11 protein-coding genes are annotated in these 14,576 nt (G+C 70.8%); all 11 read left to right on the top strand.

The features are described from left to right. Positions 1 to 67: 67 nt before the first annotated feature. Positions 68 to 673 (top strand): acyltransferase, encoded by a 606-nt coding sequence (locus tag AB1634_02145; GenBank protein MEW6218318.1) that lies wholly within the window; start codon positions 68 to 70, stop codon positions 671 to 673. A 93-nt stretch (positions 674 to 766) separates the two neighbouring features. Continuing rightward, positions 767 to 1,957, top strand: a complete 1,191-nt coding sequence (locus AB1634_02140) for a glycosyltransferase (protein ID MEW6218317.1) — start codon at positions 767 to 769, stop codon at positions 1,955 to 1,957. 11 nt (positions 1,958 to 1,968) lie between these two features. Further along, on the top strand, positions 1,969 to 3,219 hold the full coding sequence (locus AB1634_02135) for a glycosyltransferase (GenBank protein ID MEW6218316.1): 1,251 nt from the start codon (positions 1,969 to 1,971) through the stop codon (positions 3,217 to 3,219). A 106-nt stretch (positions 3,220 to 3,325) separates the two neighbouring features. Then, positions 3,326 to 4,450, top strand: a complete 1,125-nt coding sequence (locus tag AB1634_02130; GenBank protein ID MEW6218315.1) for a glycosyltransferase family 4 protein — start codon at positions 3,326 to 3,328, stop codon at positions 4,448 to 4,450. Beyond that, the gene (locus AB1634_02125; GenBank protein MEW6218314.1) at positions 4,447 to 5,046 is read left to right on the top strand and encodes a histidine phosphatase family protein; all 600 of its coding nucleotides are present in this window, start codon (positions 4,447 to 4,449) and stop codon (positions 5,044 to 5,046) included. Before AB1634_02130 ends, AB1634_02125 begins: the two co-directional genes overlap by 4 nt. Beyond that, a complete protein-coding gene (locus tag AB1634_02120) occupies positions 5,043 to 6,200 on the top strand; it encodes a glycosyltransferase (GenBank protein ID MEW6218313.1) in 1,158 nt (385 codons plus the stop codon). Before AB1634_02125 ends, AB1634_02120 begins: the two co-directional genes overlap by 4 nt. Further along, positions 6,197 to 7,015 (top strand): polysaccharide deacetylase, encoded by an 819-nt coding sequence (locus tag AB1634_02115; GenBank protein MEW6218312.1) that lies wholly within the window; start codon positions 6,197 to 6,199, stop codon positions 7,013 to 7,015. The genes AB1634_02120 and AB1634_02115 overlap by 4 nt, the downstream gene beginning before the upstream one ends. Positions 7,016 to 7,028: 13 nt before the next feature. Then, positions 7,029 to 7,730: an FtsX-like permease family protein gene (locus AB1634_02110; protein ID MEW6218311.1), complete on the top strand. Its 702-nt coding sequence runs from the start codon at positions 7,029 to 7,031 to the stop codon at positions 7,728 to 7,730. A 68-nt stretch (positions 7,731 to 7,798) separates the two neighbouring features. Continuing rightward, positions 7,799 to 8,536, top strand: coding sequence for an ABC transporter ATP-binding protein (locus tag AB1634_02105; protein ID MEW6218310.1), 738 nt, complete (start codon positions 7,799 to 7,801; stop codon positions 8,534 to 8,536). Then, a complete protein-coding gene (locus AB1634_02100) occupies positions 8,529 to 13,379 on the top strand; it encodes an ABC transporter permease (GenBank protein MEW6218309.1) in 4,851 nt (1,616 codons plus the stop codon). Before AB1634_02105 ends, AB1634_02100 begins: the two co-directional genes overlap by 8 nt. Continuing rightward, on the top strand, positions 13,376 to 14,576 hold a 1,201-nt coding region (locus AB1634_02095; protein ID MEW6218308.1), incomplete at its 3' end, for a DUF6785 family protein. The genes AB1634_02100 and AB1634_02095, both read left to right, overlap by 4 nt.

Raw genomic sequence — 14,576 nt, 5'->3', positions numbered from 1 at the left:
CGGCGGCGGCAACGTGCTCCCCGGCAGTATGCGATCCGCCGTGTCCATCGTCAAGGAGATTGAGCCCATGCCGTATCCTCTGGAGACCCTGACCCGGGAGCAGTTGGCGGTGGCGGTGGCGGCGGCCCGGCGCTTTCCCCACAAGAAATTCCGCAAAGGGGACCTCTATCTGGACCCGGCGGTCTTTGCCACGCCCGGTCTTGAGACCAACATCATCCTCAGCCGCTTTGCCCTCCTGGACTGCACCGGCTCCATCCATCTTGGGCCCTGGTGCAACATTGGCCACCGCTGCCGGATCTACACCCATGATCATCTCCATCTCGGCCGCAAGCCCCTGGCCCGGACCGAAGCCGAGCACGGCCTCCTGTGGCAGGACAAGTACATCGGCGCCGATGTCTGGATCCATGACGGCGCCCTGGTTCTCTACCAGGTGAGCGAGATCCCGGACGGGGTGGTGCTGGGCGCCGGCTCGGTGCTGACCAGGAATCCCGGCCCTTACGAGATCTGGGCCGGGGTGCCGGCCCGCAAGATCGGTGAGCGGGGGCCGGACGATGCCGAGGCCATCGCTGCTCGCCTCAACCGGCCCCGCTTCCGGCTCAGCGACCGGGGAGTGAGCTTGCCCCCGTTCCGGCCGGAGATCGATTCTGCCGGGAATCCCCGGTTTCCCCGGTGACACCCGCCGGTGCGGTATGCTATGGTTCTGCCCTGGCCGAGGGGCCGCCAGCAGTGCCAGCCAGCTTGTTCTCCTTTCATCAAGGAGCTCTCGATGGTCCGTAACGGCACGTACGACATCCTGATGTACTCCCATGACACGTATGGCCTGGGACACATCCGGCGGACCATGGCCATCGCCTCCCAGCTCATCGGGCCGGAGGTCAACATCCTTATCCTCACCGGCTCGCCCATCGTTGGCCGCTTCAGCTTCCCGGAGCAGATCGATTTCGTGCGCATCCCGGGCATGATCAAGAAGACCAACGAGGAGTATCTACCCCTGTCCATCAAGATCCATCCCCAGCATGCCTTGAGCATCCGCAAGAGCATCATCACCGCCACCGCCCGCACCTTCCGGCCCCACCTGTTCATCGTCGACAAGGAGCCCCTGGGCCTCAAGCGGGAGGTGCTGCCCACCCTGCACTGGCTGAAGCGCTGCTTTCCCGAGGCCCGCACCATCCTGGGCCTCCGGGACATCATGGACGACGCCGCCACCGTCCGCCAGGACTGGGAGGACAAGAAGGTCTACTCTGCCCTGGCGGATCTCTACAGCGAGATCTGGGTCTACGGCAACCGGGAGCTCTATGACCCCATCGTCGAGTATGGGATCCCGGAGGCGGTGGCCCGCAAGATGATCTTCACCGGCTACATCCCCCGGAAGACCCCGGAGAACGACGCGGTACGACGGCTGAAAAGGGACCAGGGGGTGGCCAACGGCGAGCGGCTGGTGGTGGTGACCACCGGCGGCGGCGGTGACGGCTTTGCGGTCATGGACACCTTCCTGGCCATGGTCGAGGCCGCGGCGGGCCGGCTGCCCTTTACCTCCCTCCTGGTCACCGGGCCTTTCATGCCCAGGCAGGAGCGGCGGGACCTGGCGGTCCGGGCCCGCCGGCTCGGGGTGCGCATCCTGCCCTTTGTGCGCCACATGGAGGGCCTGCTGGCCGCCGCCGAGCTTGTGGTCACCATGGGCGGCTACAACACCATCTGCGAGATCCTCACCCAGGGCAAACCTTCCCTCATCATCCCCCGGGAGACGCCGCGCAGGGAGCAGCTTCTGCGCGCCCAGGCCCTCAAGCGGCAGGGGCTGGTGGATTTCATCCCCTGGGGCGAGTGCACCCCGGCCACCATGAAGGAGAAGATCCTCCGTATCCTGGCCGACCCCGAGCCCTTTCGCCAGGCCATGGCCCGCTTCCCCCTGACCGGTCTGGATGTGATGCGCCAGCGCCTGGCCCTGTTCCGCGCCTGAGTCGAGCCCTGATGGACGCCCCAAGCCCGGTGCTGGGCATGATCCTGAAGGGCTATCCCCGCATCTCCGAGACCTTCATCTCCAACGAGATCCTGCTTCTTTCGGAGCTGGGGCTGCGCATCCGGATCTTCTCCATGCGCCAGCCCCGGGAGAGCTTCAGCCACGCCAGCGTCCAGCGGATCCGCGCCCGGGTCGACTATCTGCCGGAAACCCTCCTGCGGCCCCTGCCGCGGCTCCTGGCTCACAACCTGGCCCTGGCCCGGCGGCAGCCGGGCCGCTACCGCCAGGCCCTGGGCCTGGCCCGCCGCCGGCTGGCCGCCGGCCGGCCCCTGGCGACGATCAAGCATCTCCTCCAGGCCGGCTATCTGGTGGGTCATCTCCTGCCTGGCTCCGGGGTGGGCCATCTCCATGCCCATTTCGCCCACTCCCCCACCTCGGTGGCCCGCTTCGCCAGCCTTCTTGCTGGCCTGCCCTTCAGCTTCACCGCCCACGCCAAGGATATCTACACCAGCGAGCCCAGCTCCCTGGCGGAAAAGATCGCCGCCGCCGCCTTTGTCGTCACCTGCACCGAGCACAACCGCCAGTACCTGGCCCGCTTGGCTTATGGCAGCACCCCGATCCACCGGATCTACCACGGCATCGATCTGTCCTTGTTCAGCGCCCCGGCCGCCGGACCGGCCGCCCCGGCGGCACCGTTCCAGATCCTCACCGTGGCCCGCCTCACCGCCAAGAAGGGACTGGACACCGTGCTGCGGGCGGTGCGCCGCCTCGCCGACCAGGGACTGCCGGTCCGTCACACCCTCATCGGCGCCGGGGAGGAGCGGTCGGCCCTGGAGACCCTGGCCCGGCAGCTGGGCCTGGCCGGCATCTGCTCCTGGCTGGGCACCCAGCCCCACCAAGTGGTGCAGGCCCAGTTGGCGCAGGCGCATCTCTTTGTCCTGGGCTGCCGGATCGCCGCCAACGGCGACCGGGATGGCATCCCCAACGTCCTGGCCGAGAGTCTGGCCATGGGGGTGCCTGTTGTGGCCACCACCGTTTCCGCCATCCCCGAGCTGGTGGAGGACGGCGCCAGCGGCCTGCTGGTGCCCCCGGACGATCCTGCCGCCATGGCAGCGGCCATGGCCCGGCTTCTCACCGATCCCGGGCTCCGGCAGCAGGTGATCGCCGCTGGCCGGCAGCGGGTGGCCCAGGGCTTCGACAACCGGCAGCTCATTGGCCAGCTGGCGGCCCTGTTCCGGGGAGCCCTGGCAGCGCCGGATTGAGCTGGCCGCCGGGGGCGGCGAGCGTAGGTCTTGTGTTGGTCCTGTGGGACCTGGAAGAAAAGCGCCGCGGCCGTACGGAAAGGCTGTTCTTGCGGAGGCATCAGCTGTGCGCATCGCCTTGTACGCGCCCATGAAGCCGTTGGATCATCCGCACCCGTCCGGGGATCTGGTGATCGGCAGTGGGCTGCGGGATTTTCTGCGGCGGCAGGGGCATGCGGTGGCGGTGGCCAGCCGCCTGCGGGCCCGCTGGCTGCCCTGGAAGCCCTGGGCATGGCTGGCGGTCATGGCCGAGCGCCGGCGGCTGCGCGGCGAGCTTTACCGCCAGCGGCCGGATCTGTGGCTCACCTACCATGCCTATTACAAGGCCCCGGACCTCCTGGGGCCGGTGGTGGCCCGCCGCTGCCGGCTGCCCTATGTGGTCTTCCAGGGCATCTATTCCACCAAGCGGCGCCGGGACTGGCGCACCTGGCCCGGGTACATCCTGAACCGCCGGGCCCTGCTGGCGGCCGAGTTGGTCTTCACCAACCGCCGGGCGGACGAGGTCAACCTCCGGCGCCTGCTGCCTGCCGAGCGGGTGGTCTATGTGGTCCCCGGCATCCGGCCCGGGGATTTTGTCTTCGACGCCGGTGGCCGGGCAGCCGTGCGCGCCGCCTGGGAAGCCGGCGAGCGGCCGGTGGTGGTGAGCGCTGCCATGTTCCGGCCCGGGGTGAAGGCGGACGGCCTGGCCTGCACCATCGAGGCCTGCGGCCGCCTGGTGCAGTCGGGGATCGATCTCCTCCTGGCCATTGCCGGCGATGGCGAGGAGCAGTCCCGCCTCCGCGCCCTGGCAGACCGTTGGCTGCCGGGCCGGGTGCGCTTCCTGGGGCGGGTGCCCCGCCTGGAGCTGGCCCGGGTCTATTCGGCGGGTGACCTCTTTGTGTTTCCCGGCATCCGGGAAAGCCTGGGCATGGTCTACCTGGAGGCCCAATCCTGCGGCCTGCCGGTGGTGGCCTTTGCCAATGGCGGCATCCCGGAGGTGGTGGCGGATGGCCGCACCGGCCTGCTGACTCCGCCCCTCGACATGCCGGCCTTCGTCGCCGCGGTCAGGGGGCTGCTGGCCGACGCCGGCCGCCGCCAGGCCATGGCGGAGGCGGCCCGGGAGCACGTCCGCCGCGACCACGATCTGGACCGGAGCTACGGCGTCGTGGACCAGCTTCTGCGCCAGGTGGCGGCCAGGTGGGGCAGGGGATGACGGATTCCACCCTTTTTGGCCTCATGCGCCACGCCACCACGGTATGGAACCAGGAGCGCCGCATCCAGGGCCAGGCCGACAGCCCCTTGGCCTCCGGGGCCCAGGCCGAGATCAGCCGCTGGGCTGCAGCCCTGGCCGGCCACGGCTGGCAGGGCGTCCTGACCAGCGATCTGGGGCGCGCCCGGGCCACGGCCCTGGGGCTGGCCGACCAGCTGGGCCTGCCGGTCCTGGTGGATGGCCGGCTGCGGGAGCAGGACTGGGGGACCTGGACCGGCTGCCGCCTTGCCGACCTGGACCGGCAGGCGGTGGCAGCCCAGGAGGCGGCCGGCTGGGGGTTCCGGCCCCCCGGCGGCGAGGACCGGGGCCAGGTCTGGGAGCGCAGCCGCCAGGCCCTGCTGGCGGCTGCCGCGGCCCGGCCCGGCGGCCGGATCCTGGTGGTCGCTCACGAGGGGGTGGTGAAGTGCCTTGTCTACCGGCTGACCGGACATGACTTTGTGGCTGGCCGGCCTTCACCGCTGGCGCCGCGCCATCTCCATCTCCTGACCGCGACCGCCGGCCAGCTGGCTGTCACCAGGGTCAACGCCCAACCGTTATGAAGGTCCTCCACTACTGCCAGCATGTCCTGGGCATGGGGCATCTCTTCCGCAGCCTGGCCATCGACGAGGCCCTGGCGGGGGAGCATGTACTCCTGGTCACGGGCGGCGCCGCCGTGCCGGTGCGCTTGCCGGCCCATGTCCGGGAGATCCGGCTGCCGGCCCTGATGATGGACGCCGCCTTCACCGGCTTCCAGGCCCAGGACGCCCCGGTGGAGGCCATCTGGCGCCAGCGGCAGGAGGCGCTCCTGGCCCTTTGTGCCGCCGAGGCACCCGACCTCTTCCTGGTGGAGCTCTACCCTTTCGGCCGCAAGGCCTTCCGCCGGGAGCTCGACCCGGTTCTGGCTGGCATCCGGGACGGCCGTCTGCCTGCCTGCCGGGTGGTCTCCTCGCTGCGGGACGTGCTGGTGGAGAAGAAGGACACCGCCGGCTACGAGGAGCGGGTGGTGTCCACCCTGAACCGGTTCTTCGACGCCGTGCTCGTCCACGCCGATCCGGCGGTCCTGTCCCTGGCGGAAACCTTTGGCAGCCTGGGGGCCATCCGGCCGCCGGTGCGCTACACCGGCTTCGTGGCGCCGCGGCCGGGGGCTGGGGCTTTTGGTCGCGTGCGGCAGGAGCTGGGGCTTGCGGCCGGCGACATCCTGGTCGTGGCCAGCGGCGGCGGCGGCGCGGTGGCCGGCCCCCTCCTGCGGGCGGTGGCGGCGGCCTGGCCCCTGCTGCAACGGCCGGGTCTGCTCCTCGTTCTGAGCGGCCCGTTTCTGCCGGAGGCGGACCTGGCAGCCCTCCAGGCCCAGGCCGGGCCGGGATTGCGGGTGGAGCGCTTCAGCGACCAGTTCCTGGATCTCTTGGCGGCCGCCGACCTGTCGGTGAGCATGGCCGGCTACAACACGACCATGAATATCCTGGCCACCGGCGTGCCGGCTCTGGTGTGGCCCTTTGACCAGAACCGGGAGCAGCGGCTACGGGCCGAGCGGCTGGGCGCCAGGACCGGCCTGGGCATTCTGGAGGACGAGGACCTGGAGCCGGCGCCTCTGGCCCGTCGCATGGCCCAGGCCCTGGGCCGGCGGGCCGCCGCCCCGCCGGCCGTGGATCTGGACGGCGCCGCCCGGACCGCGTCCTTGTTGCGGCAGCTGGTGCAGGAGGGACGCCTGCCATGACCCGGCCCCCCGTGCCCCTGTGGCAGGCGCCGCCTGCCGACCTCCTGCCCCGCTTGCAGGCCCTGCTGGCTGCGGTGGCCCGCCGGCCGGCGGCAGCGCCGGTGGCGGTCTTTTTCCGGGCCGACGATATCGGTGTGCCGGGCCGCAACCTGGCCCGGCTCCTGGCCACCTTCGCCGGGCATCACGTGCCCCTGGCCCTGGCGGTGGTGCCGGCCTGGCTCACCAGCCGGCGCTGGCAGGAGATCCGGGCCCTGGTCGCCGGCGTCGATCCGGATCTGTGGTGCTGGCACCAGCACGGCTGGCGCCACCGCAACCACCAGCCCGCGGGCCGCAAGGAGGAGTTTGGCGCCGCCCGGCCGGAGGCAAAGCTGCGCGCCGATCTGGCCAAGGGCCGGCAGCGGCTGGCCGGGATCCTGGGTGAGGCCTTCTTCCCGGCGTTCACGCCGCCCTGGAACCGCATGAGTGAAACGGCCCTGGCCCTGCTGCCGGGGCTGGGCCTGCCGGTGCTCTCCCGCTGGCAAGGCGCCCTGCCGCCGGCGCAGCCGGGCGTGACCGAGCTGCCGGTACGGGTGGATCTGCACACCCGCCGGCAGTCCGAGCCGGCAGCCGCGGCGGCCATTCTCCTGGAAGAGCTGGCCCAGGGGCTGGCCGCCGACCGCTGCGGCATCATGATCCACCACCAGCGGATGAACCAGGCGGCCTTCGTCTTCCTGGACGCGCTCCTGGCCGGGTTGGCACGCCTGCCAGGGGTGCGGCTGGTGCATTTCGGTCATCTGCTGCCAGAGGGTTGGACAAGCCCCACCGCACCAGTATAGAATCTCCTGTGCCATGACCCGTACCCTGTCGTCTTCCGACCCTGCTTCTGTCCCGACGCATGCTGCCGGCCGGCAGGTGCGGCTGCCCCTCGCCAAGTCGGTGCTCATCGCCTTCCAGAGCATCCGGGTCCGTTTCCTGCGCTCTCTCATCACCACCCTGACCCTGGTGGCAGCGGTGGCTTTTCTGGCCTTTGTCCAGAGCAGCATCGAGCTGGCCAACGGCCTGCTGGCCACCGGTGACGAAGGCCTGCGGGAGGCCCTGATCCGGGCCGGCCACGATCTGGCGCCGGGCCAGGCCAGCATCGGCAGCAGCGCCAAGGAGCGCTGGATCGTCATCCTCTCCCTCCTGGTCTGCACGGTGGGGATCGTCAATGCCCAGCTCATGGCGGTCACCGAGCGCTTCCGGGAGATCGGCACCATGAAATGCCTGGGCGCCCTGGATCGCTTCGTGGTCCGGCTCTTCTTTCTGGAGGCTGGCATGCAAGGCCTGGCTGGCGCGGCGGCCGGCGCCCTCATCGGGGTGCTCGCCGCTTTCCTCACCGCCTGGGTCCGGTTCGGACCGGCGGTTCTGGCGGGCTCCGTCTGGCCAGCGCTTCTGGCCACCGCGGGCCGGGCCACGGCGGTGGGCTGTGGCTTAAGCCTCCTGGGGGTCGTCTACCCGGCGCTGGTGGCGGCCCGGATGCAGCCGGTGGAAGCCATGCGCGTCGAGCCGTGATGCTGCGGGATGGAGGAGGACGCTATGGACCTGATGGACAACAGGGAGCGGAGCGCCGGGGCACGGTCATGACGAGCGGTCACGCCATTGTCCGGGTCGCCGGGGTCACCAAGACCTTTGCCATGGGCGGCACCGAGGTCCAGGCCTTGAAGGGCGTCGACCTCACCATCGCCGCCGGCCGTTACATCTCCATCATGGGGCCCTCCGGCTCGGGCAAGAGCACGCTTTTCAACATGATCGGCGGCCTGGACAAGCCCACGACCGGCAAGGTGTTCATCGACGAGGTGGACATCGCCCAGTTGGATGCCTACGAGCTGGCCTGGCTGCGCTGCCGGAAGATCGGCTACATCTTCCAGACCTTCAACCTGATTCCGGTGATGACCGCCCTGGAGAACGTCACCCTGCCCATGGTCTTTGCCGGCATGGCCAACGACGCCGCCGTGGACAAGGGCCTTGGCCTCCTTGGGCTGGTCGGCCTGGGCGAGCGCTTCCGTCACAAGCCCTCGGAGCTGTCCGGCGGCCAGCAGCAGCGGGTGGCGGTGGCCCGCTCCCTGGCCAACGATCCGGCCATCATCCTGGCCGACGAGCCCACCGGCAACCTGGATCTCGCCACCGGCGAGGAGATCATCGCCCTGCTCAAGAGCCTGTCCCAGGAGCGGGGGGTGACCATCATCTCCGCCACCCATGACATCAAGATGCTCAATGTCTCGGATCAGGTGGTCTGGATCCGGGACGGCCGCATCGAGCGCATCGGCGACCGGGAGGAGCTGTCCATCTCGGTGGGTGGGATCGCGGCCCATGGCTGACTGGCGCCCCGGCTTCGTGGTCGCAGTCGGGCTGCTGGTGGCGAGTCTGGGAGCGGCGCCGGCCGTCGAGGTGGCCTGGGCCGCGAACGACCCGCTGGTGCGGGTGGTGGAGGAGCTGGCGGCCCTGGGCGACCGCAGCACCGGCAGCCCCGGCGCCGGCGAGGCGGCCGATCTGCTGGAGGCGGAGCTGCGGGACCTGGGCCTTCATCCGGCCCGTCTGCCCATGGCCTTGCCGGTGCTGCGGGCCGGCCCTGCCCGGCTCACCGTGGCCGCGGCGGGCCTGACCATCCCGGTGCAGCCGCTGGCGGCCAACGCCATCGCGCCGGGCAGCATGCCGGCGGCCGGCCTGGCCGGACCCCTGGTCTACGGCGGCCGCGGCGAGTTGGCCGACCTGGATGGCAGGCCGGTGGCCGGCGCCATCGTCCTTCTGGAGCTGGATTCCGGCAACGCCTGGCTCACCGTCGCCTCCCTGGGCGCCCTGGCGGTGATCTATCTCGACCGGAGCAACACCGACCGCCTCCTCCTGGCCGACAAGCTGGAGCTCTCCCCCCTGACCTTTCCCCGCTTCTGGCTGCCGGTGGCGGCCCTCGGCGCCCTGGGCGAGCCCGGGGCGCGATCCGACGGAATCCTGGCCGGCCAGGCGCGGCTGACCGCCTCGGTGGCCTGGCAGGAGGTGGAGGCCGACAGCCTCTATGCCCTCGTCCCCGGCGCTGACCCCAGGCTGGCCGGTGAGCTTCTGATCCTGGAAACGTTCTACGACAGCACCGCCACGGTGCTGGGCGCCTCCCCTGGGGCGGACGAGGCCCTGGGCATCGCCACCCTCTTGGCCTCGGCCCGGCGGCTGGTCGCCGCCCCTCCGGCCCGCTCGGTCCTGCTGGTGGCCTCCGCCGGTCACGCCCAGGCCCAGGCCGGCATGCGCCAGCTGGTCTGGGCGGTAAGCCTCAGGGCCAAGGAGCTGCGGGACCGGCAGAAGGAGCTGCAGGCGGCGAGCGACGAGCAGGAGGCGGTGCTGGCCGGCCTGGCGCAGGCCGCCGATGCGCCGGAGCAGGCACCGCTGGCGGTGCGGCTGGCGGTGGCCGAGCGGATCAAGACCGAGGTGGATGATTTGTCCGGCCAACTCATGCGCCTGCGCATGGAAGAGGCCGGTCCGGAGCGGCGGGCCCGCATCGAGGCCCTGGCCGGCCAGCGTCTCGTCCTGCGGCGGCTGGGCTGGCGCAGCTCCTGGGGCGGGCTGCCGGCAGAGGAGAAGGCCCTGCTGGCCTGGCTGGTGCCCCGGGCGAAGGAGGACAGCCAGGGGCTCCTGGCCGCCAGCCGCCGGGAGGCCCGCCTGCTCAAGGCGGCAGCCAGCCTGCGCCGCCAGGTCGGGGAATTCGAGATCGCGGCCGCGGTCTCCTTGCATCTGTCCAGCCACGGCCAGGGCTTAGGGGCCTTCCACTCCGGCTTTCTCTATGCCTTGAAGCCTCAGGTCAACCGCACCCCGGCCTACAGCCTGGTGGATCGGGCCCTGGCCGCCGCTGCCGCCGGCTCCCCGGCCGGGGATCTCTACCGGGACACCCTGCGGCCCAGCCAGAGCCGTTCCTGGCAGAGCCATTTCCTGGACCGGCCGGCCCTGGCCGGCGAGGTGAGCGCCCTGGCCGGCCTGCGCGGCCTGACCCTGGCCACGGTCCATGACGGCCGTTCGGCCTGGGGCACCCCCTATGACCTGCCGCAAGGCGTGGACTGGGAGCGGGCCCGCCACCAGGCCCGACTGGTGCACGACCTGGTGACCGGTCTGGCGGCAGCGCCGAGCCTGGCCGCCGGCGAGCCGCCGCCGAACGGCTTTTCCGTGCTGCGGGGCCGGGCCAAGTTCCTGCGTCATGGCGAGCTCTTTGCCGACCAGCCGGCACCGGGCACCGTGGTCCTGGCCTTCCAGGGGCCAGCCCGCTTCCATGCCATGGTGGATGCCCGGGGCGGCTTCGAGCTCCTGGGGGTGGCCGACAAGCGCCATGTGCTGGACAAGGTGATCCTGGAGGCCTACCGCTTCGATCCGGCCACCGGCGAGACCCTGTGGGCGGTGGACAAGAAGCGCACCGGCAAGGACGCCTACCGGGTGAAGATGCAGCGGCGGCAGATGGAGACCGACCTCGTCATGTTCGCCTGCCGCCAGCTCACCCTCTTCGATCTCCTGGAGCCCCGCACCCTCCGGCCGCTGACCAAGATCGAGCTCATCGACGGCCGCCGGGAGACCCTGCCGGTCCGCTACTGGTACAGCCGCATCGACACCCGGGTCTCCACCGTCGCCTCGATCTTTCTGGAGCCGGGCACCCCGTTGAAGCTCACCCTGTCGGACACCATCCTGCGCAAGAAGATGATCCTCCTGAACAGCGACCGGGAGCATCCCGAGGGCCGCGGCTACCTGGTGGACGACTGGCCGGTGGTCTACTACACCGCCTTCCGGGCCGCCTCCGACATGTGGCATCTTCTGGGCCCCCGCATCGACGCCCTGGAGGAGCGGGGGGTGGTGGACGAGCGGATCCGCAACCTGCGCGCCAGCGGCCGGGAGGCCCTGGCCCAGGCCATGGCGGCGCTGTCGGCCAGCAGCTATTCCGGCTTTGTGGCGGCCAGCAACCGCTCCCTGGCCCTGGCCAGCCGGGTTTACGACCAGGTGGACAGCACCGGTCGGGATGTGCTCTTCGGCGTGCTGTTCTACATCGCCTTGTTTGCCCCCTTCGCCTTCTGCCTGGAGCGCCTGACCGTGGCCGCGGTGGACATCCACCGCCGCATCCTCGCCTTTACCGGCATCCTGGTGGCCCTCATCGCCCTGGTCTACCGGGTGCATCCGGCCTTCCAGCTGGCCTACAGCCCCCTGGTCGTGATCGGCGCCTTCTTCATCCTTGGGCTCTCCCTCCTGGTCACCGCCATCATCGTCGCCCGCTTCGAGACCGAGATGGCCGGCCTGCAGCGCCGGGCCCGGCATCAGCTGGCCACGGAGATCAGCCGCGGCAAGGCGATGCTGGCCGCCCTTCTTCTCGGGGTCAGCAACCTGCGGCGCCGGCGGCTGCGCACGGCGCTGACCTGCACCACCCTGGTGATCCTCACCTTCACCATCATGAGCTTCACCACGGTGAAGGGGATCCGCCACCACGCCCGGCTCCGCTTTGCTCCGGAGGCCGGCTACCAGGGCCTGCTGGTGAAGAACGTCTCCTGGCAGAGCCTGCCGCCGCAGGCTGCCGACCAGCTGGCGGCCTTCTTCGGCGGCCGGGAGCGGGTGGGTCCCCGGGTCTGGCTGGAGGACGACGACCCCAGCCGGGCGCTGCGCTTCCCGGTGCGGCACGGATCGGCCCAGGTGGAGGCCCAGGGTCTCCTGGGCCTGGCGGCCAGCGAGCCCCGGGTCACCGGCCTCGATCGGACCCTGGTGGGCGGCCGTTGGCTCAAGGAGGGGGAGATGGATGCCCTCCTTCTGCCGGCCCCCCTGGCCCAGGCCCTGGGCATCGACCCCGCCGAGCCCCAGGCGGCTCCGGTGGAGATGTGGGGCCGGCCCTTCCGGGTGGTGGGCTGCTTCGCCCCGGAGCTGCTGGAGAGGCGGCCGGACCTGGACGGTGAGAGCCTGACCCCGGTCATCTTCCCCGGCGAGGCGGCCATGGAGATGACCGAGGCGGAGATGGAGGCCCTGGAGTCCGGAGAGGAGGTCCGGGCCTTCCACAGCCGCTGCCAGCATGTGCCGGCCGAGGAGACGGTGATCGCCAGCGCCGGCTTCCTGCTGGCGGCCGGCGGTCATCTCAAGGGCCTGGCCGCCCGGCCGCCGGACGGCACCGACCTGGCGGCCCTGGCCCACGAGATGGCCGACCGCTTCGGCCTCGCCCTGTTCACCGGCGAGCCCCAGGGCACCTTCCTCTACCATGCCAGCGACACCCTGGGCTATTCCGGGGTGCCCAATATCGTGGTGCCGGTGCTCATTGCCATCTTCATCGTCCTGAACACCATGATCAGCTCGGTGTTCGAACGGCGCCGGGAGATCGGCATCTACACCTCGGTGGGGCTGGCGCCCTCCCATGTCGGCTTTCTCTTCATCGCCGAGGCCCTGGCCCTGGCAATCCTGAGTGTGGTGATCGGCTATCTCCTGGCCCAGACCTCGGCCCGGCTCTTTGCCGGCACCCCGCTGTGGGCCGGCATCACGGTCAACTACTCCTCCCTGTCCGGGGTGGCGGCCATGCTGCTGGTGATGGCAGTGGTTCTGGTCTCGGCGCTCTATCCTGCCCGGGTGGCGGCGGCCATCGCCATCCCGGACGTCAACCGGGCCTGGTCCCTGCCGCCGGTGACCGGCAACGAGCTGGCCATCACCCTGCCGTTTCTCATGCGCCTGGCCGAGCATGAGAGCATCGGCGGCTTCATCTATTCCTATCTCATGGCCCACCGGGACGTCTCCCACGGCCTTTTTTCCACCGGCGAGCTGGAGATCACCCAGATCTGTCCGGAGCGCCTGAGCGCCGAGCCGGGCGCGGCCTGTGTCCGGGCCACCTGCCCGCACCCGGCCTGCCTGCACCTCCATGCCCGGGTGTGGCTGGCGCCGTTCGATTTCGGGATCATGCAGCGGGTGGACGTGCAGTTCTGCCCGGCGGCGGAGGCGGAAGGCTATCTGGAGATCCGGGTGCGGCTGGTGCGGGAGGCCGGGGAGGCCAATGTCTGGCTCCGGATGAACCGGGCCTTCCTGCATGCCCTCAGAAAGGAGCTCCTGGTTTGGCGCTCCCTGGATGTCGAGGCCCATGGCCGCTTTGCCGAGGTGCTGCGGCAGGCCGAGGCCCGGGACATCTATGAGCAGTGCCGGCCGGCCGGCTCCGGCCTGGCCGCAGAGGCCAGCCCATGACCGCAGGCAAGCCCGCGCCCGAGGATTTCAGCGGCCGCTTTCTGAGCCGGCAGGACAGCCAGCCGGCCGCCCGGCTGCGCCTCCGGGCCCTGGTCGCCGGGCTGGCCGGCGCCGTGCTCCTGGCGGCGGTCACCCCGTTCAACAACGCCTTTCTCCAGGGCACCCCGCTGGGCGGCGGCCACTTCCCCCTGGCCCCCTTCGTGCTCTTTTTGCTCCTGGCCCTGGCCACCTGCCTGGTCCGGGCGCTCTTCCGGGGCTACCGGCTGTTCTCCGGCCAGGAGCTGCTCTATGTCTGGGTGCTCATGGCGGTGGTCTCCGGCATCGCCTACACCGGCCTGGTGCGCACCCTGTTCATCAACCTCACCGCACCGTTCCAGTTCGCCACCGCCGAGAACCGCTGGCAGGAGCGGCTGCAGCCGCTCTTGCCCGACGGCTGGTATCCGGAGCCGGCGGCCATCGAGACCCTGTACAACGGCCTGCCCGAGGGCCGCAGCCTTTCCTGGCTGGAGGTGGTGGCCCGCATCCCCTGGCCAGCCTGGAGCCAGGCCCTGGTGGCCTGGGCCGGCTTTGTGCTTCTGGCCTACCTGGCCATGCTCTGCCTGGTGCACCTGGTGGGACGGCAGTGGCTGGTCAACGAGCGGATGAACCTTCCCCTGCTCCGGGTGCCCATGGTCCTGGCCGAGGCCGTGGACAGCGGCGGCCTGGCCCGGCTGCTCCGGGACCGTTATCTCCTGGCCGGCCTGTCGCTGCCGGTCTGCCTGCACCTGGTGAACGGCCTGCACTTCTACTACCCGGCAGTGCCCCAGATCCCGACCCTGATCCTGGCCGGCATCTACTTCCCGCCCGCCGGCCTTCTTGCCGGCTTTGCCAAGCTCAAGATCTGCATCTACCCGGCCTTCATCGGCTTCGCCTTCCTGGCCGCCCGCCAGATTTCCTTCTCCTTCTGGTTCTTCCACCTGGCCGCCGGTCTTCTGGTGGGCCTCCTGGCCGTACTGGGCTACCACGTGCCGGCCGCCGCCCTCGGCGTCACCTTCGGCCCCACCCTGAGCCGGCCAGAGGAGATGCAGATGATCGGCGCCTACGGCGTCTTCTTCCTCTTCCTGCTCTGGCTGGCCCGGGCCAACTGCCTCCTGGTGCTCCGGCAGGCCGTGGGCCTCGACCGGGCCGCCGGCGCCGCCGGCATCCGCCGGGCCTTCT

The organism is Thermodesulfobacteriota bacterium, from assembly GCA_040755095.1.
In the GTDB taxonomy this organism is placed as follows: Bacteria; Desulfobacterota; Desulfobulbia; order Desulfobulbales; family JBFMBH01; genus JBFMBH01.
This window is presented reverse-complemented; position numbering and strand designations above follow the sequence as displayed.

Bases quoted from the DNA above. Each gene is read 5' to 3' on its own strand.
- AB1634_02145 (MEW6218318.1), top strand. From the start codon at position 68: ATGCCGTATCCTCTGGAGACCCTGACCCGGGAGCAGTTGGCGGTGGCG.
- AB1634_02140 (MEW6218317.1), top strand. From the start codon at position 767: ATGGTCCGTAACGGCACGTACGACATCCTGATGTACTCCCATGACACG.
- AB1634_02135 (MEW6218316.1), top strand. From the start codon at position 1,969: ATGGACGCCCCAAGCCCGGTGCTGGGCATGATCCTGAAGGGCTATCCC.
- AB1634_02125 (MEW6218314.1), top strand. From the start codon at position 4,447: ATGACGGATTCCACCCTTTTTGGCCTCATGCGCCACGCCACCACGGTA.
- AB1634_02120 (MEW6218313.1), top strand. From the start codon at position 5,043: ATGAAGGTCCTCCACTACTGCCAGCATGTCCTGGGCATGGGGCATCTC.
- AB1634_02115 (MEW6218312.1), top strand. From the start codon at position 6,197: ATGACCCGGCCCCCCGTGCCCCTGTGGCAGGCGCCGCCTGCCGACCTC.
- AB1634_02110 (MEW6218311.1), top strand. From the start codon at position 7,029: ATGACCCGTACCCTGTCGTCTTCCGACCCTGCTTCTGTCCCGACGCAT.
- AB1634_02105 (MEW6218310.1), top strand. From the start codon at position 7,799: ATGACGAGCGGTCACGCCATTGTCCGGGTCGCCGGGGTCACCAAGACC.
- AB1634_02100 (MEW6218309.1), top strand. From the start codon at position 8,529: ATGGCTGACTGGCGCCCCGGCTTCGTGGTCGCAGTCGGGCTGCTGGTG.